The 24428-nt window shown below is 62.9% G+C and carries 25 protein-coding genes; 11 read left to right on the forward strand and 14 right to left on the reverse strand.

What is annotated here, in order from left to right; genetic code table 11:
• Positions 1-80: 80 nt before the first annotated feature.
• Genes Q6A48_RS15195 through Q6A48_RS15205 form a run of 3 tightly spaced genes read right to left on the reverse strand, consistent with a single transcriptional unit; the run spans position 81 to position 3642 of the window.
• A complete protein-coding gene (locus Q6A48_RS15195; RefSeq protein WP_304554925.1) occupies positions 81-353 on the reverse strand; it encodes an oxidative damage protection protein in 273 nt (90 codons plus the stop codon).
• The gene (gene mutY, locus Q6A48_RS15200) at positions 350-1417 is read right to left on the reverse strand and encodes an A/G-specific adenine glycosylase (protein ID WP_304554926.1); all 1068 of its coding nucleotides are present in this window, start codon (positions 1415-1417) and stop codon (positions 350-352) included. Before mutY ends, Q6A48_RS15195 begins: the two co-directional genes overlap by 4 nt.
• Positions 1414-3642 (reverse strand): AsmA family protein, encoded by a 2229-nt coding sequence (locus Q6A48_RS15205; RefSeq protein ID WP_304554927.1) that lies wholly within the window; start codon positions 3640-3642, stop codon positions 1414-1416. Before Q6A48_RS15205 ends, mutY begins: the two co-directional genes overlap by 4 nt.
• A gap of 372 nt (positions 3643-4014) precedes the next feature.
• Here Q6A48_RS15205 and Q6A48_RS15210 point away from each other — a divergent pair, with 372 nt between their 5' ends.
• The 7 genes from Q6A48_RS15210 to Q6A48_RS15240 all read left to right on the forward strand — a co-directional run bounded on the left by Q6A48_RS15210 (position 4015) and on the right by Q6A48_RS15240 (position 9815).
• Entirely contained in the window at positions 4015-5676 is a 1662-nt protein-coding gene (locus tag Q6A48_RS15210; protein WP_304554928.1) for an OFA family MFS transporter, read from the forward strand.
• Between the two features lie 283 nt (positions 5677-5959).
• The gene (hisB, locus tag Q6A48_RS15215; RefSeq protein WP_024778052.1) at positions 5960-6553 is read left to right on the forward strand and encodes an imidazoleglycerol-phosphate dehydratase HisB; all 594 of its coding nucleotides are present in this window, start codon (positions 5960-5962) and stop codon (positions 6551-6553) included.
• A complete protein-coding gene (gene hisH / locus Q6A48_RS15220; RefSeq protein ID WP_304554929.1) occupies positions 6553-7191 on the forward strand; it encodes an imidazole glycerol phosphate synthase subunit HisH in 639 nt (212 codons plus the stop codon). The genes hisB and hisH overlap by 1 nt, the downstream gene beginning before the upstream one ends.
• Positions 7191-7445: a DUF2164 domain-containing protein gene (locus Q6A48_RS15225; protein WP_304554930.1), complete on the forward strand. Its 255-nt coding sequence runs from the start codon at positions 7191-7193 to the stop codon at positions 7443-7445. Before hisH ends, Q6A48_RS15225 begins: the two co-directional genes overlap by 1 nt.
• Positions 7446-7487: 42 nt before the next feature.
• Positions 7488-8225 carry a 1-(5-phosphoribosyl)-5-[(5-phosphoribosylamino)methylideneamino]imidazole-4-carboxamide isomerase gene (gene hisA / locus Q6A48_RS15230; RefSeq protein WP_304554931.1) on the forward strand — a complete coding sequence of 246 codons (738 nt, stop codon included), beginning with the start codon at positions 7488-7490 and terminating at the stop codon, positions 8223-8225.
• Positions 8226-8234: 9 nt separating this feature from the next.
• Positions 8235-9005 (forward strand): imidazole glycerol phosphate synthase subunit HisF, encoded by a 771-nt coding sequence (gene hisF, locus Q6A48_RS15235; protein ID WP_186613228.1) that lies wholly within the window; start codon positions 8235-8237, stop codon positions 9003-9005.
• A gap of 63 nt (positions 9006-9068) precedes the next feature.
• On the forward strand, positions 9069-9815 hold the full coding sequence (locus tag Q6A48_RS15240) for a substrate-binding periplasmic protein (protein ID WP_304554932.1): 747 nt from the start codon (positions 9069-9071) through the stop codon (positions 9813-9815).
• Between the two features lie 163 nt (positions 9816-9978).
• Here the strand turns inward: Q6A48_RS15240 and Q6A48_RS15245 are convergent, their stop codons facing one another.
• The 4 genes from Q6A48_RS15245 to gpmI form a co-directional block, all read right to left on the reverse strand.
• On the reverse strand, positions 9979-10752 hold the full coding sequence (locus Q6A48_RS15245; RefSeq protein WP_304554933.1) for a divergent polysaccharide deacetylase family protein: 774 nt from the start codon (positions 10750-10752) through the stop codon (positions 9979-9981).
• A 1-nt stretch (position 10753) separates the two neighbouring features.
• Positions 10754-12070 (reverse strand): S41 family peptidase, encoded by a 1317-nt coding sequence (locus tag Q6A48_RS15250; RefSeq protein ID WP_304554934.1) that lies wholly within the window; start codon positions 12068-12070, stop codon positions 10754-10756.
• A 32-nt stretch (positions 12071-12102) separates the two neighbouring features.
• The gene (locus tag Q6A48_RS15255; RefSeq protein ID WP_304554935.1) at positions 12103-13395 is read right to left on the reverse strand and encodes a murein hydrolase activator EnvC family protein; all 1293 of its coding nucleotides are present in this window, start codon (positions 13393-13395) and stop codon (positions 12103-12105) included.
• 241 nt (positions 13396-13636) lie between these two features.
• On the reverse strand, positions 13637-15166 hold the full coding sequence (gene gpmI, locus Q6A48_RS15260) for a 2,3-bisphosphoglycerate-independent phosphoglycerate mutase (RefSeq protein ID WP_304554936.1): 1530 nt from the start codon (positions 15164-15166) through the stop codon (positions 13637-13639).
• 152 nt (positions 15167-15318) lie between these two features.
• Between gpmI and Q6A48_RS15265 the strand changes: the two genes are divergently transcribed.
• Genes Q6A48_RS15265 through secB form a run of 3 tightly spaced genes read left to right on the forward strand, consistent with a single transcriptional unit; the run spans position 15319 to position 16510 of the window.
• Positions 15319-15732: a rhodanese-like domain-containing protein gene (locus tag Q6A48_RS15265; RefSeq protein WP_304554937.1), complete on the forward strand. Its 414-nt coding sequence runs from the start codon at positions 15319-15321 to the stop codon at positions 15730-15732.
• A 1-nt stretch (position 15733) separates the two neighbouring features.
• Positions 15734-15988: a glutaredoxin 3 gene (gene grxC, locus Q6A48_RS15270; protein WP_304554938.1), complete on the forward strand. Its 255-nt coding sequence runs from the start codon at positions 15734-15736 to the stop codon at positions 15986-15988.
• Between the two features lie 39 nt (positions 15989-16027).
• Entirely contained in the window at positions 16028-16510 is a 483-nt protein-coding gene (secB, locus tag Q6A48_RS15275; RefSeq protein WP_304554939.1) for a protein-export chaperone SecB, read from the forward strand.
• Between the two features lie 168 nt (positions 16511-16678).
• Here the strand turns inward: secB and trmL are convergent, their stop codons facing one another.
• Entirely contained in the window at positions 16679-17134 is a 456-nt protein-coding gene (gene trmL, locus Q6A48_RS15280) for a tRNA (uridine(34)/cytosine(34)/5-carboxymethylaminomethyluridine(34)-2'-O)-methyltransferase TrmL (protein WP_014336108.1), read from the reverse strand.
• On the opposite strand from trmL, the gene Q6A48_RS15285 reads away from it, so the two are divergent.
• Positions 17133-17573 (forward strand): hypothetical protein, encoded by a 441-nt coding sequence (locus Q6A48_RS15285; protein ID WP_304554940.1) that lies wholly within the window; start codon positions 17133-17135, stop codon positions 17571-17573. The genes trmL and Q6A48_RS15285 overlap by 2 nt on opposite strands.
• A gap of 524 nt (positions 17574-18097) precedes the next feature.
• On the opposite strand, the gene ntrC is transcribed toward Q6A48_RS15285, so the two are convergent.
• From ntrC to glnA, 6 genes are all read right to left on the reverse strand, one after another.
• Positions 18098-19534, reverse strand: a complete 1437-nt coding sequence (gene ntrC, locus Q6A48_RS15290) for a nitrogen regulation protein NR(I) (RefSeq protein ID WP_304554941.1) — start codon at positions 19532-19534, stop codon at positions 18098-18100.
• On the reverse strand, positions 19531-20616 hold the full coding sequence (gene glnL / locus Q6A48_RS15295) for a nitrogen regulation protein NR(II) (RefSeq protein ID WP_042731316.1): 1086 nt from the start codon (positions 20614-20616) through the stop codon (positions 19531-19533). The genes ntrC and glnL overlap by 4 nt, the downstream gene beginning before the upstream one ends.
• Before the next feature lie 231 nt (positions 20617-20847).
• Positions 20848-21465, reverse strand: a complete 618-nt coding sequence (locus Q6A48_RS15300; RefSeq protein WP_304554942.1) for a DUF4124 domain-containing protein — start codon at positions 21463-21465, stop codon at positions 20848-20850.
• The gene (locus Q6A48_RS15305; RefSeq protein WP_304554943.1) at positions 21462-21980 is read right to left on the reverse strand and encodes a DUF4124 domain-containing protein; all 519 of its coding nucleotides are present in this window, start codon (positions 21978-21980) and stop codon (positions 21462-21464) included. The genes Q6A48_RS15300 and Q6A48_RS15305 overlap by 4 nt, the downstream gene beginning before the upstream one ends.
• Positions 21981-22165: 185 nt before the next feature.
• Positions 22166-22723: a chorismate mutase gene (locus tag Q6A48_RS15310; protein ID WP_304554944.1), complete on the reverse strand. Its 558-nt coding sequence runs from the start codon at positions 22721-22723 to the stop codon at positions 22166-22168.
• 120 nt (positions 22724-22843) lie between these two features.
• The gene (glnA, locus tag Q6A48_RS15315; RefSeq protein WP_053147846.1) at positions 22844-24250 is read right to left on the reverse strand and encodes a glutamate--ammonia ligase; all 1407 of its coding nucleotides are present in this window, start codon (positions 24248-24250) and stop codon (positions 22844-22846) included.
• Between the last annotated feature and the right edge of the window lie 178 nt (positions 24251-24428).

Here is a 24428-nt window from a genome sequence, read left to right on the forward strand (position 1 = left end):
TTTCAGGGGGGCGTCAAGCACGTTATCAAAAAATATTTAATTATTACCGTCGCTTACGATTCACCCCCGGTCTGTGCGGCTTACTCCGATGGCGGTACGTAGCCTTCGGCCTTGGCGTAGTCTTCGCCGGAAAAGAACTTGTCCATTTCGCCCTGAAGGTATTTGCGGTCTTCGGCGTTCATCATGTTCAGGCGTTTTTCGTTGATCAGCAGGGTCTGGTGTTTTTGCCAGTCGCCCCAGGCCTTGGCCGAGACATTGTCGTAGATGTCCTGGCCCTTGGCGCCCGGGAAAGGTGCGCGTTCCAGGCCTTCGAGTTCTTCTTTGTACTTGCGGCACATGATGGTGCGGGTCATTGCAACTCTCCTGCGTTCAATACGGCGGCCGCGCGTTCGAGCAAGGTCTTGACCGGGGCGGCGAGGCCCAGGCGCGGCGGGGTGGCGAGGTTATACCAGAGCCAGTCGGCCTCGGCCACGTGATGGCCGGTTTCCCGGACCTGGACCAGCCAGGGCTCGATCGCCAGCTGGAAGTGGCTGAAGGTGTGCACCAGGCTCGGCAGTTCCTGTTGGTTGCCCAGCTCCAGCGAATGTTGGAGGGCCAGGTGCTGCAGGTCATCGAGGTCGTCGAGCTCCGGCAGGCTCCACAGGCCGCCCCACAAGCCGGTGGAAGGGCGACGATAAAGCAGGATCGCGCCTTCACGGTTGGCGAGCATCGGCATCAAGGTGCGTTTCTTCGGCACCTCCTTGCGCGGCTTGGGAATCGGGTAGCGGGTTTCCAGGCCCAGCAGGTGGGCTTCGCAGCCCTTTTTCAGCGGGCAGAGCAGGCAACTGGGCTTGCTGCGAGTGCAGAGGGTCGCCCCCAGGTCCATCATCGCCTGGGTGTAGGCATTGACCCGATCCTGGGGCGTGAAGCGTTCGGCGGTGGCCCAGAGCTGCCTGGCCACCTTGGGTTCGCCGGGGTAGCCTTCCTGGGCGGTGAAGCGTGCCAGCACCCGCTTGACGTTGCCGTCGAGGATCGGCGCGCGCAGGTCCATGCTGATGCTGGCGATGGCGCCGGCAGTGGACAGGCCGATGCCCGGCAGCTCGGTGAGTTTCTCGACGTCACGAGGGAACTCGCCGCCGTATTGATCGACGACTATCTTCGCGGTTTTCTGCAAGTTGCGCGCGCGGGTGTAGTAGCCCAGCCCGGTCCACAGGTGCAGGACTTCGTCCTCCGGCGCCGCGGCCAGGGCTTGGACGGTCGGCAGCGAGGCCATGAACCGGTCGAAGTAGCCGAGCACGGTGCTGACCTGGGTCTGTTGCAACATGATCTCCGACACCCACACGCGATACGGCGTGATGCCCTGTTGCCAGGGCAGGTCGTGGCGTCCGTGGCGGTCGAACCACTCCAGCACGGCGCTGGAAAATTGCTCGGCGGTCATCGCTTGAACAGCTCCTTGAGCGCATTTTTCAATTCAGGGCTGACCTTGTCGCCCAGCTTTTCGTCGATCTTGTCTTCGAGGCGGTCGCCGGCCAGTTTCGCTGCGACCTTGCCCATCCCTTCGTTGTCCAGTCGGCAGGCCTTCGCGCCCAACTCCAGCGGGCCACGGCAGCGCAACGGCCATTCGATGTCGACGTAGCGCTCGTTCACCTGGCAGGCCGGGTCGGGCATGTCGCTCTTGTCGCCTTCGACGATGATCCCGACGTGGTAGTCCATGCCCAGCACCCGCAGGTCGATATCGCCGTTGCCGTTGACCGTCATGCCGGGGATGCGCACCTTCAGGTCCGGGTTGCTGGCCACGCCGTTATGGAAGGTCAGGTTGCCGTTGAGCTGCTGGAACGGCGTGTCCTTGCCCCGGGGCTCGCCGCTGAGGGTCTTGCGGTTGAGGGTGGCGATGCCTTTGCACAGTTGCTGTTCGAGGTTGGCATTGAGCAGCACGCCGTCGTTGATGACGAACCCGGCGTTGCCGTTGAGGCTGTCGATCAGGGCTTTCTGGCTGTTGCCGCTGGCGGTCACTGCGCTGTTGAGCGTGACCAGGCCCTTGACCGGCGGATTCTTGCCCTGGCTTTCGATGATCTTCTCGGCCGGCACCCGGTTGATGCGGGTTTGCAGGCTCAACTGCGGTGTTGGCTGGCGCACGTCCAGGGTGCCGTTGGCCTCGAAGTTGCCGTTGTACAGATCGCCGCGCAGGTTCTCCAGGGTCAGCAGCCCACCCAGGCCCGTGGCCTTGAGCGCGGCATTCTGGATCGGCAGCTTGTCGAGGGTCAGTTGGCCGAAGGTCAGGTCGGCGTCAAGGTCCAGCTTGCCCAGGCGTTCCACGGGAAACAGCCGGTCGTTGCTCCAGGCGCCCTGGGTCGGCGCGCTGGGCAGCGGGGTGGTGCCGGCGCCTGCCATGGCGCTGGCTTCGGTACTGCTGACCTCGGCCTCGCGGGCCGCCTTGGAACTGTCGGCCTCGGCGGATTTTGGCGGCAGGTAGCGGTCGACGTCGAATGTGTCGGCCTTGAGCTGCGCCCGCAGGGACTGCTTGGCGAAATCCTCCACGGCAATGCGCCCGCTGAAGCTGCTGTCATCGACCTTCAGGTTGATGTTGTTGAACTCGACACTGGTCGGCGTGCCGGCGATGCGGCTGACCAGCTCGACCTTGCCCAGGCTGCCTTCGGCCATGGCCGGCAGTTTCTGGCCGATGCTGTCGACGAAGTTCGCCAGGTCGAACTGGGCGATGGACAGGGCGCCATTGAGTTGCGGGGTCTTGTCGAGGTCATTCACCTTCAATTCGCCCAGGGCGCGCAGTTGGTTGAGCGACAGCTTGATGCCCGTCCATTCGGCGACGTTGGCGGCCTTGTCGAGGAACAGTTGGCCCTGGGCGGCGAAATTCAGGGTCTTGCCCTGCAACGGGTCGCCCGTGACTTCGCCGGACAGTTTCAGGTCTTCGAACTTGTAGCGTCGCAGGGCGCGTTCGAAACGCAGTTCGCCGGTGACTTCGGTGCGCACGCGCACGGCCGGCTGGTTACTGGACAGGAAGGCCGTGAGGGTGACCGGGATGTTGGTGGAGTCATGGACCGCGCCGGTGCTCAGCTGGATGCTCTCGGCGGTGAATTGCTTGCCGGTCTGTTCGTCGGTGTATTCGACCCGGGCGTTGTTCACCGTCAGGCTGTCAATGTCCAGGCGGGTCGGCTGGGCCGGTTTGTCCGGCGTCGAGCTGGCCGATGGCGACGGCTGTTCAGTCGGTGCCGGTGTCGGTGCGCTCGCCGTGGTCGTGGCGGGCACCTTGCCGATGTCTTCCCAGTTGCCGTGGTCGTTCTTGTCGCGGTTGAGGCGCAGGTTCAGGCCTTCGACCCGCACATCGCTCATCTGCACTTCGCGGCGCAGCAGCGGCAGGACCCGCACCGACAGGCCCAGCATCTGCAGGTCGGCGAACGGTTGCTTCGGGTTGGCCAGGGTCGCCACGCTGGCTTCGTGCAATTCCAGACCCAGCCATGGAAACAGGCTCCAGCCGATGTCGCCATTGAGGGTCAGCTCAATGTGGGCTTTGTCGCGGGCTATCTGGCGGATTTCTTCCTTGTAGTCGTTGGGATCGAAGAGGTGGGTCAGGGCGAAGCCCAGGGCCACAATGATCAGCAACAGCCCGAGAAGTACCAGACCCAGGATTTTGCCGAACGCTTTCATGGGCGAATCCTTATAGGTTGAGTTCGAAATTCAGCCTGGGAGTATAACGCCGTGAATGGCGGGTGCGTTGGCCGATCGTGGGCGACCCCCTGGCCCGTCGGCCATTGCAGGCTGGCCAGGTGAAAAATAAATGATTAGCACCCTACAGAAACCCGGCATCGGCGCGATAAGACAAATGACGTGAAAAAGGTGATGTCACTTTGGTTTTTCTGTCACCAGCAAGTGGTAACCTTTCGTCCGTTCGCCGTCCTTCTGCGGCTTGATGTCGCACTACTATGGAGCTTCACCGGAAAATACAGCCATGCCTGCGTGCAATGAAGGCTGAGGGTGATGCGTGGCTGGTGAACCATTCTAATAATTGGGGGATACACAATGAGCACGAGCATCACGGCCGGCGGCGTTGCCGACCAGCCTGCGTTCCTCTCCAAGGAACGCATCATCGCCAAGCCCGGTTTCAACCGTTGGCTGGTTCCACCGGCCGCGCTGGCCATCCACCTGTGCATCGGCATGGCCTATGGCTTCTCGGTGTTCTGGTTGCCACTGTCCAAGGCCTTGGGCGTGACCAAGCCGGTAGCCTGCGCGCCGGACATGAGCTTCATCTCGCAAGTCTTCTCGTCCCAGTGTGACTGGCCGATCTCGATGCTCGGCTGGATCTACACCCTGTTCTTCATCTTCCTGGGTTGCTCGGCAGCCATCTGGGGTGGCTGGCTGGAACACGCCGGGCCGCGCAAGGCCGGCGTCGTATCGGCATTGTGCTGGTGCGGTGGCCTGCTGATTTCCGCGCTGGGTATCTATACCCACCAGATCTGGCTGATGTGGGTCGGTTCCGGGGTGATCGGTGGCATCGGCCTGGGCCTGGGCTACATTTCCCCGGTGTCCACGCTGATCAAGTGGTTCCCGGACAAGCGCGGCATGGCGACCGGCATGGCGATCATGGGCTTTGGTGGCGGCGCGATGGTAGGTGCCCCGCTGGCCGCGGCGCTGATGAACCATTTCGCTTCGCCAACCGACGTGGGTGTCTGGCAGAGCTTCCTGGTCATGGCGGCGATCTACTTCGTGTTCATGATCGGTGGCGCCCTGTCGTACCGCGTTCCGCCGACCGGCTGGAAGCCTGAAGGCTGGACCCCGGCGCCGAAGAAAGCCGCGAATGCGATGATCACCCACCGCCACGTTCACGTGAACGTCGCCTGGAAAACCCCTCAGTTCCGCCTGGTGTGGCTGGTGCTGTGCCTGAACGTATCCGCCGGTATCGGCATCCTGGGCATGGCGTCGCCACTGTTGCAGGAAGTGTTCGGTGGCAAGCTGCTGGGCAATGACCTGCCGTTTGGCCAACTGGACGCTGCGCAACTGGGCCAGATCGCAGCCATCGCTGCCGGCTTCACGGGCCTGTTGAGCCTGTTCAACATCGGCGGCCGGTTCTTCTGGGCGTCCTTCTCGGACTACCTGGGTCGCAAGAACACCTATTTCGTGTTCTTCGCCCTGGGCGTTGCCCTGTATGCGCTGATCCCGAACCTCGGTCACCTGGGCAGCGTCGCGCTGTTCGTGGCGGCGTTCTGCATCATCCTGTCGATGTACGGCGGTGGTTTCGCCACCGTGCCGGCCTACCTGGCGGACCTGTTCGGTACGCAAATGGTCGGCGCGATCCATGGTCGCCTGTTGACCGCCTGGGCCGCGGCTGGCGTGCTGGGCCCGGTACTGGTGAACTACCTGCGTGAATATCAACTGAGCATCGGCGTCGAACGCGCCGCGGCCTACGACATCACCTTGTACATCCTCGCCGGCCTGCTGGTACTGGGCTTCCTGTGCAACCTGATGGTCCGCCCAGTCGCCGACAAGTACTTCATGACCGACGCCGAACTGGCCGCCGAGCAGGCGCTGGGCCATGACAAGGGTGCCGACAGCACCACCTCGCTGGAATGGAAAGCCGCACCGGGCACCAAGCTCCTGGCGATCGCCGCCTGGCTGGTGGTGGGCATTCCGCTGGCGTGGGGCGTGTGGGTGACCCTGCAGAAGACAGCAGTATTGTTCCACTAAGCCGTTTGCCCGAGCCGCCAAGGCAAGGGCAAATCCTGTGGGAGCGGGCTTGCTCGCGAAAGCGGTGTGTCAGTTCACGATGATGTTGACTGATACGCCGCTTTCGCGAGCAAGCCCGCTCCCACATTTTATTCGGGGTGATGGAAAATTGCTTGTATGGACATGTCTAGCCCCGACAGGGCAGGCAGCAACCCGTCAGCGATATCACCTCTCGTGTTTCTGTTTGCCGCTCGCGCCCCTATAATGGCTGCCTTTTTCGCCCAATGATTTTGCGGAGCTGGTGATGGCCGAACGTAAGGCGTCTGTCGAGCGCGACACTCTGGAAACCCAGATCAAAGCCTCGATCAACCTGGATGGCACCGGAAAGGCCCGGTTTGATATCGGCGTGCCTTTTCTTGAGCACATGCTGGACCAGATCGCCCGTCACGGGCTGATCGACCTGGACATCGTCAGCAAGGGCGACCTGCATATCGACGACCACCACACCGTCGAAGACGTCGGTATCACCCTGGGACAGGCGTTCACCCAGGCCATCGGCGACAAGAAGGGCATCCGTCGCTACGGCCACGCCTACGTGCCGCTCGATGAAGCGTTGTCGCGGGTGGTGATCGACTTCTCCGGTCGTCCGGGCCTGCAGATGCACGTGCCGTACACCCGCGCCACCGTCGGCGGCTTCGACGTCGACCTGTTCCAGGAATTCTTCCAGGGCTTCGTCAACCACGCCAACGTGACGTTGCACATCGACAACCTGCGCGGGCACAACACCCACCACCAGATCGAAACCGTGTTCAAGGCTTTCGGCCGCGCGCTGCGCATGGCCGTGGAACTCGATGACCGCATGGCCGGGCAGATGCCCTCGACCAAGGGCGTCCTGTAATGCAGACGGTCGCGGTTATCGACTACGGCATGGGCAACCTGCACTCGGTGGCCAAGGCCCTCGAACACGTAGGTGCCGGCAAGGTGCTGATCACCAGTGATGCCGACGTGATTCGCGAAGCCGACCGGGTGGTCTTTCCCGGCGTGGGCGCGATTCGCGACTGCATGGCCGAGATTCGTCGCCTGGGCTTCGACTCGCTGGTACAGGAAGTCAGCCAGGACCGTCCATTCCTGGGCATTTGCGTGGGCATGCAGGCCTTGCTCGAACGCAGCGAAGAAAACGATGGCGTCGATTGCATCGGCATGTTTCCAGGCCAGGTGAAGTTCTTCGGCAAGGACCTGCATGAAGACGGCGAGCACCTGAAGGTGCCGCACATGGGCTGGAACGAGGTGAAGCAGACGGTGGACCACCCGCTGTGGCACGGCATCCCGGACCTGGCGCGCTTTTATTTCGTGCACAGCTATTACATTGCCGCCGGCAACGCCCGGCAGGTGGTGGGCAGCGGTCACTATGGCGTCGATTTCGCCGCTGCCCTGGCCGACGGCTCGCGCTTCGCCGTGCAGTTCCACCCGGAGAAGAGCCATACCCATGGCCTGCAGTTGCTGCAGAATTTCGCGGCGTGGGACGGTCGCTGGTAATGGCCCGCAAGAAACCGCCGATCCTCACCCTCACGCCCGAGCAGGAGAGTGAAGCGAACCGCAAGATCCAGCGGTTCATGGAGGCGCGTTTCGAACTGGACCTGGGTTCGTTCGAAGCGGCGGAAATTCTTGACCTGTTTACCCGCGAAATTGCTCCGCACTATTACAACAGGGCGATTTTCGATGTGCAGGCGCACCTTAAAGAAAGGTTCGAAAGCATCGAAAGCGACTTGTGGGCGCTCGAGAAAAACTGATTTTCGAGCCAAGCTGAATATTCGTATTTGAAGGTTTGCCAGATGCTGATTATCCCCGCTATCGATCTCAAGGACGGCGCTTGCGTCCGTCTGCGCCAGGGCCGCATGGAAAACTCCACGGTGTTTTCCGATGACCCGGTGAGCATGGCCGCCAAGTGGGTGGAGGGCGGCTGCCGTCGCCTGCATCTGGTCGACCTCAACGGCGCCTTCGAAGGCCAGCCGGTCAATGGCGAAGTGGTCACGGCCATTGCCAAGCGCTACCCGACCCTGCCGATCCAGATCGGCGGCGGCATCCGCTCGCTGGAAACCATCGAGCACTACGTCAAGGCGGGCGTGAGCTACGTGATCATCGGCACCAAGGCGGTGAAAGAGCCTGAGTTCGTCGCGCAAGCCTGCCGCGCCTTCCCGGGCAAGGTCATTGTGGGGCTGGACGCGAAGGACGGCTTCGTCGCCACCGACGGTTGGGCCGAAGTCAGCAGCGTCCAGGTGATCGACCTGGCCAAGCGTTTCGAAGCCGACGGTGTGTCGGCCATCGTCTACACCGACATCGCCAAGGACGGCATGATGCAGGGCTGCAATGTCCCGTTCACCGCCGCCCTGGCCGCCGCCACGAAGATTCCGGTGATCGCTTCCGGTGGCATCCATAACCTGGGTGACATCAAGGCGCTGCTCGACGCGAAGGCGCCGGGCATCATCGGCGCGATCACCGGTCGCGCGATCTACGAAGGCACCCTGGACGTCGCCGAGGCCCAGGCCTTCTGCGATTCCTATAAAGGCTGAGGACTCCCCATGGCGCTGGCCAAACGCATCATCCCTTGCCTGGACGTGGACAACGGCCGGGTGGTCAAGGGCGTCAAGTTCGAGAACATCCGTGACGCCGGCGACCCGGTGGAAATCGCCCGTCGCTACGACGAACAGGGCGCGGACGAGATTACCTTCCTCGACATCACGGCCAGCGTCGACGGCCGCGATACCACGCTGCACACCGTCGAGCGCATGGCCAGCCAGGTGTTCATCCCGCTGACCGTGGGCGGTGGCGTGCGCACCGTGCAGGACATCCGCAACCTGCTCAATGCCGGGGCGGACAAGGTCTCGATCAACACGGCGGCGGTGTTCAACCCCGAATTCGTCGGTGAAGCGGCCCAGCACTTCGGCTCGCAATGCATCGTCGTCGCCATCGACGCGAAGAAAGTCTCCGGCCCGGGCGAAACCCCGCGCTGGGAAATCTTCACCCACGGTGGGCGCAAACCCACCGGTCTCGACGCCGTTGAATGGGCGAAGAAGATGGAAGGCCTGGGCGCCGGCGAGATCCTGTTGACCAGCATGGACCAGGACGGCATGAAGAATGGCTTCGACCTGGGGGTGACCCGTGCCATCAGCGATGCCCTGGGCATCCCGGTGATCGCCTCCGGCGGCGTCGGCAACCTGCAGCACCTGGCCGACGGCATCCTGGAAGGCCATGCCAGCGCGGTGCTGGCGGCGAGCATCTTCCACTTTGGCGAATACACGGTGCCGGAAGCCAAGGCCTACATGGCCCAGCGCGGTATCTGCATTCGCTGACCGCTGGACACCATGGCGGGCCCAAGGCACTCTTGGGCACACCATGGATTGCGGTAGCCCGACATGCTCAAATGCCTCGTTCTTGCCCTTGCCGGCGCCACGTTGCTACTCGCAGGCTCGGCCCGCGCCGCCGACACCTCGCTGGTGCTGCTGACGGAAAACTTCCCACCGTACAACATGGCCAAGAACGGCAAGAACTTCGCCCAGGATGAGAACATCCAGGGCATTGCCGTGGACATCGTCCGCGAGATCTTCAAGCGCGCCGACATCTCCTACAGCCTGACGCTGCGTTTCCCTTGGGAGCGGATCTACAAGCTCGCCCTGGAGAACCCCGGTTATGGGGTATTCGTCATGGCGCGCCTGCCCGAGCGGGAAAAACGCTTCAAGTGGGTCGGCCCCATCGGCCCGGACGACTGGATCATGCTCGCCAAGGCAGACAGCAAGATTGCCCTCGATTCATTGGAGCAGGCGCGCAAGTACCGGATCGGAGCCTACAAGGGCGACGCCATTGCCGAAACCCTGAGCAAGCAGGGGCTGAACCCTATCGTCGTGCTGCGTGACCAGGACAACGCGAGGAAGCTGGTCAACGGCCAGATCGACCTGTGGGCCACCGGCGACCCGGCCGGGCGCTACCTGGCCCGCCAGGAAGGGGTGAGCGACCTCAAGACCGTCCTGCGCTTCAACAGTGCCGAGTTGTACCTGGCGTTGAACAAGGACGTGCCTGACGACGTGGTCGCCCGGCTCCAAAAGGCCCTGGATGAATTGCGCAAGGAAGGTGAAGTGGACGCGATCATGGCGCGGTATCTCTAAGGCAGCGCTCGCCGAGCCATCGCCATCGCGAGCAAGCTCGCTCCCACAAAGGATTTGTGGTGAGCGCTAATCCTGCAATCAGCCCCGATCCCTGTGGGAGCGAGCTTGCTCCGGGCGGCGATCCGACGATGACGGCGACTCGGTTTGAGACAGGACCCAGCCGCTACCGATAAACCCCGTCCTTCCCATGCCCGGCCATCGCCCGGTTGCTGCGCAGGCTGATCATCGACTTGATGTCGATCCATTCGATGCCCTGGGCCTTGAGCCGGGGCAGTTCGCGTCCGAGCACGGCCAGGGTCTGCGGGTAGGGATGGCCGATCATCACCGCCGAGCCCTGCCGTCGGGCCAGGTCGATGGCGGTCTGGAGCTGGTGGGCGATGGCGGCTTCAGTGCGTTCGTCATCGAGGAAAACGTCCCGCGACACACTGGCCAGGCCGATCTTCTGCGCCTCGGCGGCCGCGACGGTCTGGGCGCTGGTGCGGCTGTCGACGAAGAATTTATGCCGCTGCTGAAGGTTCGCCATCAACCACGCCATGGCCTGGGGTTGGGCGGTCATGCGGCTGCCCATGTGGTTGTTGATTCCGCTGGTGTAGGGCACGGCCGCGAAGGCGGCGTCGAGGCGTTTGCCGAGCTCCTCGATGGGCAAGTCCGGATGCCAGGCGAACGGCCCGGTGGCGGGGTCCATGGGCATGTGCAACATGACGACCTTGCCGGCGCGGTGGGCCTCGCGGGCGAATTCGGCGGCATGGGGGGTGTCGGGCATGATCGCGGCGGTGACCGGGCCGGGGAGGGCCAGTACCTGGCGATCCCGGGGCAGGTTCTGCCCCAGGTCGTCGATGATCAGGCTCAGGTAGGCCTTGTGCGCGGAAGGCGCGGGCGCGGCAAAGGCCGCGCTCGCCAGGCAGCACAACAGGCCGAGGATGAAGCGCCGGCCCATCTCAGCGGCCGGAGGTGATGTTCAACCCTTTGAGCAGGCTCAAGGCCTGGGCCAGCTGGTAATCATCATCCTGCGGCATCGGCTTGGCCTTGGCACCGGAGCCGGTCGGTTTGTCGGCGCCGCCGTTGCCATTGCCCAGGTGGCCTTGCAGGTCGGCTTCCTTGAAGTATTCGCTGTCCTGCTCGTTGGTGATCTTGGCCTTGCGCACCTCGATGTCCGGAACGATGCCCTGGGCCTGGATGGAGCGGCCATTGGGCGTGAAGTACAGCGCGGTGGTGATTTTCAGGGCGCGATCATTGTTCAGCGGCAGGACGGTTTGCACCGAGCCCTTGCCGAAGCTGGTGGTGCCCATGACGACACCGCGTTTCTGGTCTTGCAGGGCGCCGGCGACGATTTCCGAGGCCGAGGCGCTGCCGCCGTTGATCAGCACCACCAGCGGCACGGCCTCGCTCAGGTCGTTGCCGGTGGCCGAGAAGCGCAGCTCGGAGTTGGCGATGCGACCCTTGGTGTAGACGATCAGGCCCTTGGTGATGAAGTGATCGACCACTTCCACCGCCGATTGCAGCACGCCGCCGGGGTTGTTGCGCAGGTCCAGGACCAGGCCATTGAGTTTCTTGCCGTTGTCCTTGCGCAGCTTGGCCAGGGCCTTGGCGACTTCTTCGCCGGTCTTGACCTGGAACTGGGTGATGCGAATGTAGCCGTAGCCCGACTCCAGCAACTGGCTCTTGACGCTCTTGACCTGGATGACCGCCCGCGTAAGGGTCACGTCGAACGGCGTGCCGCCGTCGCGCACCAGGGTCAGGGTGATCTTCTGGCCGATCTTGCCGCGCATCTTGTCCACGGCTTCGGTCATGCTCTGGCCGCGGGTCGGCTGGCCGTTGATCTTGACGATGAAGTCGCCCGCCTGGATGCCGGCCTTGGAAGCAGGCGTGTCGTCGATGGGCGAGACCACCTTGACGAAGCCGTCTTCGCTGCCGACCTCGATGCCCAGGCCGCCGAACTCGCCGCTGGTGCTTTCCTGCAACTCGGCGAAATCCTCGGGCCCCAGGTAGGCCGAGTGTGGATCCAGGTTGCTGAGCATGCCCTTGATGGCGTTCTCCAGCAGCATCTTGTCATCCACCGGCTCGACATAGGCGGCCTTGATCCGGTCCATGACTTCGGCAAACGTGCGCAATTCGTCCAGGGGCAACGGGGCCTTGGTGGTCGCAGCCGTGGCAGCGGGTGCCGAGGGCGCCGGTTCGGCGGCGAAAGCCAGGGGCGCGCCGATCACAAGGGCGATCGTCAGGGCCAGCGAGGTGAGACGGGACAAATGCAGCATGTCGAACGAACTCCTTAAGTGGATGGGTGCGCTTATCCTTGCGCACGACACCATTGGGCCGGGTCGCTGGGGCGACCCTGCTGACGAATAGCGAAATACAGCGCTGGCGTATCCTGCCCGCCGCTGTTGCCGACCGTGGAGATGGACTCGCCGGCCTTGACCACATCCCCGGCCGACTTGAGCAGCGTCTGGTTGTGGCCATACAGGCTCAGGTAACCGTTGCCGTGATCCAGGATCACCAGCAGGCCGGCACCGCGCAGCCAATCGGCGAACACCACGCGCCCGCCGTGCACGGCATGCACCTGGCTGCCGGCGGAGGCGCTGATCATCACGCCGTCCCACTTGGTGCGGGTGTCGTCGCCGCGGGTTTCACCGAAGCGTGCCAGTAATCGACCATTGACCGGCCATGGAAGTTTGCCTCGCGCCGAAGCAAAAGCGCCACCGAAGGTCTCGCCGTCGCTGGAAACCAGTGCGCCGGGGCTGGACCTGGCGGTCTTGCGGGGCGCCTCGTCCGAGTCCGCCTCGGCCTGGGCTTCACGCAAGCGCTTTTTTTCGGCTTCCTGCTGGGCGATCAGCGCTTTCTGGCGCGCTTCTTCTGCCTCGCGAGCCTGGCGGGCCAGGGTTTCCTCGATGGTCTTGAGTACGTTTGCCAGCTCGGCCTGGTCCTGCTCGCGGGCCTTGAGCTTGCTGTCGCGGGCCTTCACGTCGTCATTGAGCTTGGCCAGGGCCACCTGGCGTTCCTTGCGCACCTTCTCGAGTTCTTCGCGCTGGGTGTCGAGGCTGCTTTTCTGCACCAGCAACTGAGCTTGCTGCAGCTCGATGTCTTTTTCGACATTGGCCAGTTGACGCAGGGTTTCGTTGAAACTCTTGAGCTGTTCCAGGCGTGCCTGGCTCAGGTAGTCGTAATAAGTGAGGGTGCGGGCGAATTTCTCGGGGTTCTGCTGGTTGAGCAGCAGCTTGAGGTACTCCTGGCGGCCGTTCTGGTAGGCCGCACGGGCCTGGATGGCGATCAGGTGTTGCTGTTCAGTGCGCGCGCCCTGGAGTTTTTTTTTCTCCCCATCGAGTCGCTGCAGCTCGGATTCGCTTTTCTTCAGCTCTTTCTGCAGGGCTTCCACTTGCTTTTCCAGCTTGCCCATCTCGGTCTCGGTGCCGCGCAGGTCCTTCTGGACGCTGGATTTCTCTTCCTGCAGCTTGCCCAGCAGTTTCTTCAGCTCGGCAATGTCCTGGCGCGTGGCTTCCAACTGCTGTTGGGTTTGCGCGCGCTCGTCGGCAAAGGCCGGTTGGAGCAGGCAGGTCAGAGCGAGGGCTATCAGGACGCGAAGCATAGAGGCGGGTGATACCAGGGAAAGGGACGGCCTAGTATGCCCGCCCCACGCTGCAAAAAAAACGCCCATTTGGGGCTGTGTGATAACTGGAGTGGTGGAGGGCACTCATTTTCCGCCAACCCCCTGTGGGAGCAAAGCTTGCTCGCGATGACGCCAGCACATCCAACGAAAATGTAGATTGTTGGATTGCTATCGCGAGCAAGCTTTGCTCCCACAGGGTTTTCGGCGATTGATGGATCAATCAGACCAGGATCGAAGTCCCGGTCATTTCCGCCGGTTTTTGCATGCCCAGCAGCATCAGCATGGTCGGCGCCACGTCCGCCAGGACGCCGCCTTCGCGGACCTTGAAGTCACGCTTGCCGACATAAATGAACGGCACCGGCTCGGTGGTGTGGGCCGTGTGGGCCTGGCCGGTGGATTCGTCAGACATCTGCTCGACGTTGCCGTGGTCGGCGGTGATCAGCGCTTCGCCGCCGACCTTTTCCAAGGCGTCGACGATGCGACCCACGCAGGTGTCCAGGCATTCGACGGCCTTGACCGCGGCGTCGAACACGCCGCTGTGGCCGACCATGTCGCCGTTGGCATAGTTGACCACGATCACGTCGTAACGCTGGTTTTCAATGGCGTCGACGATGCGGTCGGTCACTTCCGGCGCGCTCATCTCCGGTTGCAGGTCGTAGGTGGCGACCTTCGGCGATGGGATCAGGATGCGTTCTTCGCCCGGGAAGGGCTCCTCACGGCCGCCCGAGAAAAAGAACGTCACGTGGGCGTACTTTTCGGTCTCGGCGATGCGCAGCTGGGTCTTGCCATTCTTCGCCAGGTAGTCGCCGAGCACATTGTCCAGGCTGCCGGCGGCGAAGGCCGAGGGGGCCGGGATGCTGGCGGCGTATTGGGTCAGCATGACGAAACCGGCCAGCTTGGGCTGGCGTGCGCGCTCGAACTCCTTGAAGTCGTCCTCGACGAACACCCGGGTCAGCTCGCGGGCACGGTCGGCGCGGAAGTTCATGAACACCACGGCGTCGCCGTCCTCGACCTTGACCGGCTCACCGATCGTGGTGGCCTTGACGAATTCGTCGCTTTCACCGCGCTCGTAGGCCGCTTGCAGGCCTTCCTGGGCGGTGGCGGCATGGAATTCGGCCTGGCCGTCGACGATCAGGTTGTAGGCCTGGGCGACGCGGTCCCAGCGGTTGTCGCGGTCCATGGCGTAGTAGCGCCCGACGAGGCTGGCGATACGGCCCTTGCCGAGGGCCTGGAAGGTAGCGTCCAGCAGCTCGATCGAGGAGGTGGCGCTTTTCGGCGGGGTGTCGCGCCCATCCAGGAACGCGTGCAGGTAGATCTTCTCGGCGCCACGCTTGAAGGCCAGTTCGGCCATGGCCACCAGGTGGTCCTGGTGGCTGTGCACGCCACCGTCGGACAGCAGGCCCATGAAGTGCACGGCCTTGCCGGCGGCCACGGCTTTGTCCACCGCCGCGCAGATGGTCGGGTTCTCGAAGAACTCGCCGTCGCGAATCGATTTGGTCACGCGGGTGAAGTCCTGGTACACCACGCGGCCGGCGCCGAGGTTCATGTGGCCGACTTCGGAGTTGCCCATCTGCCCGTCCGGCAGGCCGACATCCATGCCGCTGCCAGAGATCAGCCCGTTCGGCACGGTGGCCCACAGGCGGTCCAGCACAGGCTTGTTGGCCGAATACACGGCGTTGGATTCGTGGCTGTCACTGTGACCGAAGCCGTCGAGAATCATCAGGACCAAAGGTTTAGGCGTGGTAGTCATGGAATCCACTCGTGGCGGGTTAAAAGAAGACGATGGAAAAGGGACGGGCAGTTTAAAGGTAAGTTCCGGTGCCGTCACCGCCGGGCGGGGTTTGGCCGGCCTTGCGTGCTGTGTATACTGGCCGACATTTTAACGCCCTGGAACCTCCTTCGATGGTTGCTCACCTGATTGAATTTGCCACTAACCACTACATTCTCGTCGGTATCTTCGTCGTACTGCTGGCATTGCTGATCGCCCATACGATGCAGGGCGGCGGGCGCAGCCTGAGCACTGGCGAGCTGACCGCGCTGGTCAACAAGGACGCCGGCGTGGTGGTGGATATCCGTCCGAGCAAGGAATACGCCACCGGTCACATTGTCGGCGCGGTGAACATTCCCCAGGACAAATTGAGCGCGCGTATCGGCGAGCTGGAAAAACACAAGGCCAAGACCATCATCCTGGTCGATGCCCAGGGCCAGCACGCCGGCACCCATGCCCGTGAACTGATGAAGTCCGGCTTCACCGCTGCCAAGCTCTCCGGTGGCGTTGCCAGCTGGAAAGCCGACAACCTGCCCCTGGTGAAGTGAGATGACCCACGTCGTTGTCTATTCCAGCGATTACTGCCCCTATTGCTCCAGAGCCAAGTTCCTGCTCCAGAACAAAGGGGTGGCGTTCGAAGAGATCAAGGTCGACGGCAAGCCGCAAGTGCGCGCCGAAATGACCCGCAAGGCCGGGCGTACGTCCGTCCCGCAGATCTGGATCGGCAGCACCCACGTGGGCGGTTGTGATGATCTGTTCGCCCTGGAGCGCGCCGGCAAGCTCGATGCGTTGCTCCAGGCCTGAATTCCCTACTCAAGCACCTGAAAGTAAGAAGGATCTGCGATGACTGACCAACAAAACACAGCTGCCAGCGAAGAAGAAGCCGCACCGCAATTCTCCTTGCAGCGCATTTATGTCCGCGACCTGTCCTTTGAAGCCCCGAAAAGCCCGGCGATCTTTCGCCAGCAGTGGGAACCGAGCGTCGGCCTGGACCTGAACACCCGCCAGAAGGCCCTGGAAGACGACTTCCACGAAGTGGTGCTGACCCTGTCGGTAACCGTGAAGAACGGCGAAGAAGTGGCGTTCATCGCCGAAGTGCAACAGGCCGGGATCTTCCTGATCAAGAACCTCGATGCCGCTTCGATGAGCCACACCCTGGGCGCGTTCTGCCCGAACATCCTGTTCCCGTACGCCCGTGAAACCCTGGACAGCCTGGTGACCCGCGGTTCCTTCCCGGCCCTGATGCTGGCGCCGGTGAACTTCGATGCCCTGTACGCGCAGGAACTGCAGCGCATGCAGCAGGAAGGCGGCGCGAGCGTTCAGTAAACGGCGCTGTCAGCCAGATACAAAACCTGTGGGAGCGAGCCCTGTGGGAGCCGAGCTTGCTCGCGATGAACGATGACGCGGTTTTGCAGTTGAACCGTGTCGACCTCATCGCGAGCAAGCTCGGCTCCCACAGGCTCGCTCCCACAGGTGTTTCTAGCAGGCTGAAACTCAAGCGAAGCCGTTCTGCCGCCACGCCTCATAAACCGCCACCGCCACGGTGTTGGACAGGTTCAGGCTGCGGCAGCCTTCGCGCATCGGCAGGCGCAGGCGCTGGTCCGCTGGCAGGGCGTCGAGCACGTCGGCCGGCAGGCCACGGCTTTCCGGGCCGAACAGGAACGCATCGCCCGCGACGAAGCTTGCGTCATGGAAAGGCCGCGAACCCTTGGTGGTGAAGGCGAACAGCCGTGGATGCCCGAGGCTTTCCAGACAGCTGGCAAGGTCGGCATGGCGCTGCAAGGTGGCATACTCGTGGTAGTCGAGGCCGGCGCGACGCAGACGCTTGTCGTCCATGTCGAAGCCCAGCGGTTCGATCAGATGCAGGTGGCAGCCACTGTTGGCGCACAGCCTGATGACGTTGCCGGTATTCGGCGGAATTTCCGGTTGAAAAAGGATGACGTGAAACATGCACGGCTCCGCAGATGAAGATGAGCGGCATTCTACGCCGCAAACCGATCAACGTTCGAAGCTAATGCCTCGGGTGATGGGTTCCCTGGCGATTGTCGGCATGATGGTCGGGTTGATGATCGGGCGCCTGACCACGCCCGAGCCGGTCGTGCTGCAACGAATCGAGACGACCGACAGTGCCCTGGTGGCCTGGTTCGACAGGGAGCCGAAACTGCACGGCGAAGTCATCGACGGTTCGGTAGCGCTGCTGTTCGAAGCCGAAGGCCGGCCACAGAACGGCCAGCTCAAGCTCAACGGCAAGGACGTGAACTGGCGGGTGCGCTTGAGCGACAAGGGCTTGTTGCTGACGCTGGTGGCGGCGCGGCCATTGCGCGGGGCGTGGTCCGGCAGCGAGGTGGATGACCGCTGGCGGCTGGAGGTTCGTCTCCAGGAGCAATAAAAGAGGGAATCCCCGGCCTGCCTGTACCAGGGTTCCCAAAACGGGAGGGCGGCCATGGGGGCCAGCCCTGGGTATAAAGAAGGGAAACCTTGACCTGCCTGTATCAAGGCCCCCAAAACGGTGGGCTCCTTGGAGCCCGTTGAAAAATGGGGATTCCCCGGCCTGCCTGTACCAAGGTCCCCGAAACTGGGTAGTGATTGGGTTATTGCAGGGGGCGTGCCAGGTTTAAATGGTTTGTCACAAAAAAGCTGTTAGTGAGGCGAAAAGCCCCGTATTGCGGGGCTTTTGCTTTTAATTGAGCTGGTTTTTTCGGGGCATGTCGATGGGGTGGGGCTTGTAGCGCATGGGCCATTGCGGTTCGTAGTGCATTGAAGCGGTGCATGGCACCCTTAAAAAGCATCGCGAGCAAGCTCGCTCCCACAATGGATTTCCGGTGTTCGCGAGGCCATGAACACCACCGAACCCCGTGGGAGCGAGCTTGCTCGCGATAGGGCCTTCAAATTCAGCGAAGGGTTACAGGCCAATCAGCCCTCATCCCCGTCATCATCATCCCCACCATCGACCTTCATCCCCAGCTCCTTGATCTTGCGGGTCAAGGTGTTGCGGCCCCAGCCCAGCAGCACGGCGGCGTCGCGGCGGCGGCCGGCGGTGTGCTTGAGGGCGGTTTCGATCATGATCCGCTCGAAACTCGGGACGGCGCTGTCCAGCAGGTTCGACTGGCCGCGGGCCAAGGCCTGGTCCGCCCATTGGCGCAAGGCCTGTTCCCAGTTGGTCACCGGGGCCGAATCCTGTGGCAGGTTCAACAGTTCCGGCGGCAGATCGCTGATGTGCACTTCGCGGCCGGAAGCCATGACCGTGATCCAGCGGCAGGTGTTTTCCAGCTGGCGCACGTTGCCGGGCCACGGCAGGTTCTTGAGGTATTCCTCGGTTTCGCCCTTGAGCAGCTTGGGCTCCACCGCCAGTTCCTGGGCCGCGCGGCTGAGGAAGTGCCGGGCCAGGGTCGGGATGTCTTCGCGACGGTCCGCCAGGCGCGGGATGTGGATGCGGATCACGTTCAGGCGGTGGAACAGGTCTTCACGGAACTTGCCGGCGTGGACCAGGGTTTCCAGGTTCTGGTGGGTCGCGGCGATGATGCGCACGTCCACCTTGACCGGCGTATGGCCGCCCACCCGGTAGAACTCGCCATCGGCCAGCACCCGCAGCAGGCGGGTCTGGGTGTCAGCCGGCATGTCGCCGATTTCGTCGAGGAACAACGTGCCGCCGTCGGCCTGTTCGAAGCGCCCGCGCCGCAGGTTGGCCGCGCCGGTGAACGCGCCTTTTTCGTGGCCGAACAGCTCGGATTCCATCAGGTCCTTGGGAATCGCCGCCATGTTGAGGGCGATGAACGGCGAGGCGGCCCGGGGGCTGTGGCGATGCAGCGCGTGGGCCACCAATTCTTTGCCCGTGCCGGATTCGCCGTTGATCAACACCGTGATGTTGGAGTGGCTCAAGCGCCCGATGGCGCGAAACACTTCCTGCATCGCCGGTGCTTCGCCGATGATTTCCGGGGTGCGGGCCAGGGCCGGCACCTCTTCCAGGCCTTGTTGTTCCTGGGCGTGCTGGTTGGCGCGCTTGACCAGCGAGACGGCTTCATCGACGTCGAACGGCTTGGGCAGGTATTCGAAGGCGCCGCCCTGATAGGAAGCCACCGCGCTGTCCAGGTCGGAATGGGCGGTCATGATGATCACCGGCAGCCGTGGATGCTGTTCGCGGATGCGCGCCAACAGGTCCAGGCCACTGGCGCCGGGCATGCGGATGTCGGAAATGATGACATCCGGTTGCTGGCGCGCCAGGCGACTCATCACCCCGTCGGCGCTGTCGAAGCTCTGGGTGGTCATGCCTTCCTGTTGCAGGGCTTTTTCCAGGACCCAACGGATAGAACGGTCGTCATCGACGATCCACACGGTTTCACTACGGCTCATGTCGATGTGGCTCCTTGTTCCAGTGGCAGGAAGATCGAAAAGGTGGTGTGGCCGGGGTGGCTCTCACACTCGATCAAGCCCTGATGCTGACTGATGATGTTCTGGGTAATGGCCAGGCCCAGCCCGGTACCGTCCGGACGGCCGCTGACCATGGGAAAGAAGATGGTTTCCTGCAGTTCGGCAGGGATGCCCGGGCCGTTGTCGATGATTTCGATCTTGGTCACCAGGCGATGGCGCACGTGGCCGATGGTGAACTGGCGCATGGCCCGGGTGCGCAGGGTGATGCGCCCCAGGCGCAGTTCGTTCTGGCTGCCGATGGCTTGCATCGCGTTGCGCACGATGTTCAGCACTGCCTGGATCATCTGCTCGCGGTCGATCAGGACGTCGGGAATGCTCGGGTCATAGTCGCGCACCAAGGTGATGCAGCCCTGGGCCTCGGCTTCCACCAGGCTGCTGACGCGCTCGAGCACTTCGTGGACGTTGCACATCGCCAGGGACGGCAGCTTGTTCGAGCCGAGCATGCGGTCCACCAGGTTTCGCAGGCGGTCGGCTTCCTCGATGATGACGTTGGTGTAGTCCTTGAGGCTTTCTTCCGGCAGCTCACGGGCCAGCAATTGCGCGGCGCCACGGATGCCACCGAGGGGGTTCTTGATCTCGTGGGCGAGGCCGCGCACCAGCATCTTGCTGGTTTCCTGCTTGGACAGCTGAGCCTCCTCCTTGGTGATGCGCAGCAGGCGATCACGGGGATGGACTTCCAGCAGCAACAGGGTAGCGCCGTTGTTCAGGATCGGAGTGACCGCGTAGTCCACGGTCAGGGTCTGGCCGGTCAGCGCGGTCAGCATCGCTTCGCGCTTGGTGAACGGGTGTGCCTGCTCAACTGCCTGGCGCAGGGAATTGAGCGCCTCGGCCGATTCGGTGAACAACTCGCTGATGAACTGCCCATGGCTGCGCTGGCCGCTGACAGCCAGCAGCATTTCCGCCGCCGGGTTCATGTACTCGAGGCGCAGTTCGGCATCGAGCAGGATGGTCGCGGTGGTGAGGTTGTCGAGTAGCAAGCGGTGTAGTGCATCGCTGATGGTCATCGGGACCTCTTTTGGAGCGTAGCAAGCACGCGCATGACGCGCCGGTACGGGGAAAATGCAAAAACCAAACCAAGGCTCTGAAAAGAAGCGCCTAGAGCCCTAAAGAGGCTGTTTTTCGCCCTGTTGCGTGGCGTTCTGCCAGCTTTTGCGGGTATTTTCGAACCAAAATGGGCTGGAATCTGGGAAGCGGGCAAGCAGGCGCACCAACATAGTGCGCCAACCTGAACGAGGTTAGAAGAACGGCAGGATGCTGATTTCTTCCTCGGGCTTTTCGGCGAGGGGGCATTCGGGGCGATGACCGTAGTCGGCCTTGGCGCAGGGCTTGATGCGGCGTTTCTGTGCCAGGGAGATGCGCTGCATGTGGAAAGGCTGGTTGGCGGTGCGTTCGAGGATCCGGCCTTGCGCGTCGAGGATCTCCACCGCCAGCTGGTGGGTGCCGCGATCGATGCTGTCCAGGGCGAACACCGGGCTCGGGCCCGGTGCGCCGGTGGGCTGGCCGTCGAGCAGCAGGCGATAGCGGTGGCCTTTCTTCAGGCCGGGCTCACTGGTGACGCTGACGATCAGCGCGCCCTCGGTGCTGCGTATCGTGGCATCCGGTTCCGGGATCAGCAGGCGGAGCATTTCGTAGCGGAACAGCGGCTCGGGGGCTTCTCCCGCAGGCGCTGCAGGCGGGGCCTTGGACGGGGTTGGCATCCGGTTGCCGGGTGACAGTTCCACTTTCTTCGCATTGCCGGGGCGTGGCTGATCGGTGAACACGCGATTGCCCTGGGCGTCGATGTAGGTGTAGACCTGCGCCAACCCTGGCAGCGCGACCAGCGCCAGGCCCAGGGCGAGCAGCCAGCGGATCATGGCTGGTGCACCCGCTGCACGGTGAAGGTGACAGTCTCGCTCTGCTGCACGAGCTTGTCCCCGTCGACGACTTGCACCGCCAGGCTGTGCTCGCCCCGGTCGATGTTCACCACTTGCAGGCGTGGCACGTTGGTCGGCTGGCCATAGGGTTGTCCATCCACCAGGAGCCGGAACAGATGAGGGCTTTGCAGCCGCGGCTGCGCCCGTACGCCCACGGTAAAGGTGCCGTTGTTGGCCCGCAGGGCTTCCTCGCTGGGGATGTCCGTCAGTTCCAGGATCGCGTAGGCGTTGCCGGGCTCCTCCCTTTGCGCGGGGGCTGTCGGTGGGCCCGGGCTGGCGGGTGGCTGGCGTTCGATGCTGTTGAGGGGCGGCAAGTCCACCGTCTGGGCCGGTACCCCTTGGGGCGGCTGGTTGCTGTAGGCGGTGTTGCCCTCGGCGTCGGTGTATTTGTAGATCTGCGCGGCGACAGGCAGCGCCAACAGCAGCAACAGGATGAATGAAAAACCGCGACCCATGGAAAATCGACCGAAAATGAAAAGTGATGGGTTGCAGCATAGGTCAGGGACGGGGATTGACCCAAGTTGTTGCACCCGAACCCTGTGGGAGCGAGCTTGCTCGCGATAGCGACGTGTCAGTCACTGAGGTATTGGCTGTGCCGGCCTCATCGCGAGCAAGCCCGCTCCCACAGGGGAGGTGTGCCTCAGGATTTTGTGGCGGTACACAGCTCTGCGGTCGCCCGGATCAGGGCGAGCCGGTGCACCGGGTGCTGCTTGTCATTGTGGGTGGCGCGGGCCAGCCATTGCGGGCACTGCGGGTCGGTGCGGTACGGGGCGAAGTCGGCCAGTTGTTGCAGCAGGCGCTTTTGCAGTCGATCCAGTTGCGGGCGGATCTCGCCCACCAGGTCGGGGCGCGGCAGGTCCGGTGCCTTGCCCGCCAGGGCCCAGTCGGACAGGTTGATGTATTGCACCAGTTTGTTGGCTTCTATCTGGGCGCTGAAAAACGCGTCCACGGTGTCGGCCGTCAACTTGTAGGCCGGCGCCTGGGCGACGGCGGCGGCAATCACCTCGCGCTCGCGCGGGCGGTCTTCAACGGGCTTGTGACTGTCCCATTTGCTCAGCGCCACTTGATCGGCGAGGGCGATGCGCTCGCCGATGGCATTGAGCAGCGGGGTCAGGGCGTCGGGGGCGGGTGCGGCTTCGGCGGCGCTGGCCAGCAGCGCGGCAGAGAGGGCAAGGCCATAAGTGAGGCGCAGCGTCATGGGCAGTCTCGTCTTCTTGGGGGAACGATCGGCCATCATGCCCTTAACCGGCGCCCATGAAAAAGGCCTCCCGAAGGAGGCCTCTTTTCATTTCACGCCGCGTGGGGCGACGCTACCGGATCAGCAGCTGTAGTACAGCTCGTATTCCAGTGGGTGTACGAAGGTGCGAACCTTGATTTCTTCTTCGCTTTTCAGCGCGATGTAAGCGTCGATGAAGTCATCGCTGAATACGCCGCCCTTGGTCAGGAACGCACGGCCCTTGTCCAGCTCTTCCAGGGCTTCTTTCAGGCTGCCACACACCTGTGGGATTTCCTTGGCCTCTTCAGGCGGCAGGTCGTACAGGTTCTTGTCGGCGGCATCGCCAGGGTGGATCTTGTTCTGGATACCGTCCAGGCCGGCCATCATCAGTGCAGCGAAGGCCAGGTACGGGTTGGCAGCCGGATCCGGGAAGCGCGCTTCGATACGGCGGGCTTTCGGGCTGTTCACGTAAGGAATGCGGATCGAGGCGGAACGGTTGCGAGCCGAGTAGGCCAGCATGACCGGGGCTTCGAAGCCTGGTACCAGACGCTTGTAGGAGTTGGTCGACGGGTTGGTGAAGCCGTTCAGGGCCTTGCCGTGCTTGATGATACCGCCGATGAAGTACAGGGCGGTGTCCGACAGGCCGGCATAGCCTTCGCCAGCGAAGGTGTTCTTGCCGTCTTTGGAGATCGACATGTGAACGTGCATGCCCGAACCGTTGTCGCCGTACAGTGGCTTCGGCATGAAGGTCGCGGTGCGGCCATAGGCGTCGGCCACGTTGTGTACGACGTATTTCAGGGTCTGGACTTCGTCAGCCTTCTTGACCAGCGTGTTGAACTTCACGCCGATTTCGTTCTGGCCGGCAGTTGCCACCTCGTGGTGGTGAACTTCGACGGTCTGGCCCATTTCTTCCAGTGCGTTGCACATGGAGGTACGGATCTCGTGGTCGAAGTCGAACGGTGGCACTGGGAAGTAGCCGCCTTTCACGCCTGGACGGTGGCCTTTGTTGCCGCCTTCCACGTCCTGGTCGGACATCCACGAACCTTGTTCAGAGAAGATCTTGAACATGGAACCGGAGATGTCGGACTTGAATTTGACCGAGTCGAAGATGAAGAACTCAGGCTCGGGACCGAAGAAAGCGGTGTCGCCGATACCGGTGGACTTCAGGTATTCCTCGGCGCGGTGGGCGATGGCGCGCGGGTCGCGGTCATAGCCTTGCATGGTCGAAGGCTCGATGATGTCGCAGACCAGGATCAGGGTCGGCTCTTCGGTGAATGGATCCAGGACGGCGGTTTCGTCGTCCGGCATCAGGATCATGTCGGAGGCTTCGATGCCTTTCCAGCCGGAGATGGAGGAGCCGTCGAACATCTTGCCGATTTCGAAGAAATCGTCGTCCAGCGCATCACGGGCCGGCATGGTCACGTGATGTTGAGTGCCCTTGGTGTCAGTGAAGCGCAGATCAATCCACTTGACGTCATGATCTTTGATGAGTTGAACCGACTTCGACATATGTCCTCCGGGTGGCTTCGGGCGGTAATGGTGTGCCCTAAGATATGGGTGATGCCGGCGCGAATACTCTGCCAAGGCAACCTGCCTCACAAGGGAGCAATTTGCATGCCAGTGCCCCAGCAATGGGTTTTTTGCACCAAATCCAGGCTTTTGGGGCCCGGAAGCGAGGATTGTCCGA

The organism is Pseudomonas citrullilanati (genome assembly GCF_030580855.1).
Taxonomy (GTDB): Bacteria; Pseudomonadota; Gammaproteobacteria; order Pseudomonadales; family Pseudomonadaceae; genus Aquipseudomonas; species Aquipseudomonas citrulli.

Excerpts from the sequence above, each read along its gene's own strand:
- trmL (WP_014336108.1), bottom strand. The coding sequence starts at position 17,134 with ATGTTTCACGTCATCCTTTTTCAACCGGAAATTCCGCCGAATACCGGC.
- Q6A48_RS15195 (WP_304554925.1), bottom strand. The coding sequence starts at position 353 with ATGACCCGCACCATCATGTGCCGCAAGTACAAAGAAGAACTCGAAGGC.
- Q6A48_RS15225 (WP_304554930.1), top strand. The coding sequence starts at position 7,191 with ATGGCCCGCAAGAAACCGCCGATCCTCACCCTCACGCCCGAGCAGGAG.
- secB (WP_304554939.1), top strand. The coding sequence starts at position 16,028 with ATGACTGACCAACAAAACACAGCTGCCAGCGAAGAAGAAGCCGCACCG.
- Q6A48_RS15245 (WP_304554933.1), bottom strand. The coding sequence starts at position 10,752 with ATGGGCCGGCGCTTCATCCTCGGCCTGTTGTGCTGCCTGGCGAGCGCG.
- Q6A48_RS15250 (WP_304554934.1), bottom strand. The coding sequence starts at position 12,070 with ATGCTGCATTTGTCCCGTCTCACCTCGCTGGCCCTGACGATCGCCCTT.
- mutY (WP_304554926.1), bottom strand. The coding sequence starts at position 1,417 with ATGACCGCCGAGCAATTTTCCAGCGCCGTGCTGGAGTGGTTCGACCGC.
- hisF (WP_186613228.1), top strand. The coding sequence starts at position 8,235 with ATGGCGCTGGCCAAACGCATCATCCCTTGCCTGGACGTGGACAACGGC.
- ntrC (WP_304554941.1), bottom strand. The coding sequence starts at position 19,534 with ATGAGCCGTAGTGAAACCGTGTGGATCGTCGATGACGACCGTTCTATC.
- glnL (WP_042731316.1), bottom strand. The coding sequence starts at position 20,616 with ATGACCATCAGCGATGCACTACACCGCTTGCTACTCGACAACCTCACC.
- grxC (WP_304554938.1), top strand. The coding sequence starts at position 15,734 with ATGACCCACGTCGTTGTCTATTCCAGCGATTACTGCCCCTATTGCTCC.
- Q6A48_RS15300 (WP_304554942.1), bottom strand. The coding sequence starts at position 21,465 with ATGATCCGCTGGCTGCTCGCCCTGGGCCTGGCGCTGGTCGCGCTGCCA.
- hisH (WP_304554929.1), top strand. The coding sequence starts at position 6,553 with ATGCAGACGGTCGCGGTTATCGACTACGGCATGGGCAACCTGCACTCG.
- Q6A48_RS15285 (WP_304554940.1), top strand. The coding sequence starts at position 17,133 with ATGCACGGCTCCGCAGATGAAGATGAGCGGCATTCTACGCCGCAAACC.
- hisB (WP_024778052.1), top strand. The coding sequence starts at position 5,960 with ATGGCCGAACGTAAGGCGTCTGTCGAGCGCGACACTCTGGAAACCCAG.
- Q6A48_RS15310 (WP_304554944.1), bottom strand. The coding sequence starts at position 22,723 with ATGACGCTGCGCCTCACTTATGGCCTTGCCCTCTCTGCCGCGCTGCTG.
- Q6A48_RS15210 (WP_304554928.1), top strand. The coding sequence starts at position 4,015 with ATGAGCACGAGCATCACGGCCGGCGGCGTTGCCGACCAGCCTGCGTTC.
- glnA (WP_053147846.1), bottom strand. The coding sequence starts at position 24,250 with ATGTCGAAGTCGGTTCAACTCATCAAAGATCATGACGTCAAGTGGATT.
- Q6A48_RS15305 (WP_304554943.1), bottom strand. The coding sequence starts at position 21,980 with ATGGGTCGCGGTTTTTCATTCATCCTGTTGCTGCTGTTGGCGCTGCCT.
- Q6A48_RS15265 (WP_304554937.1), top strand. The coding sequence starts at position 15,319 with ATGGTTGCTCACCTGATTGAATTTGCCACTAACCACTACATTCTCGTC.
- hisA (WP_304554931.1), top strand. The coding sequence starts at position 7,488 with ATGCTGATTATCCCCGCTATCGATCTCAAGGACGGCGCTTGCGTCCGT.
- Q6A48_RS15255 (WP_304554935.1), bottom strand. The coding sequence starts at position 13,395 with ATGCTTCGCGTCCTGATAGCCCTCGCTCTGACCTGCCTGCTCCAACCG.
- gpmI (WP_304554936.1), bottom strand. The coding sequence starts at position 15,166 with ATGACTACCACGCCTAAACCTTTGGTCCTGATGATTCTCGACGGCTTC.
- Q6A48_RS15240 (WP_304554932.1), top strand. The coding sequence starts at position 9,069 with ATGCTCAAATGCCTCGTTCTTGCCCTTGCCGGCGCCACGTTGCTACTC.
- Q6A48_RS15205 (WP_304554927.1), bottom strand. The coding sequence starts at position 3,642 with ATGAAAGCGTTCGGCAAAATCCTGGGTCTGGTACTTCTCGGGCTGTTG.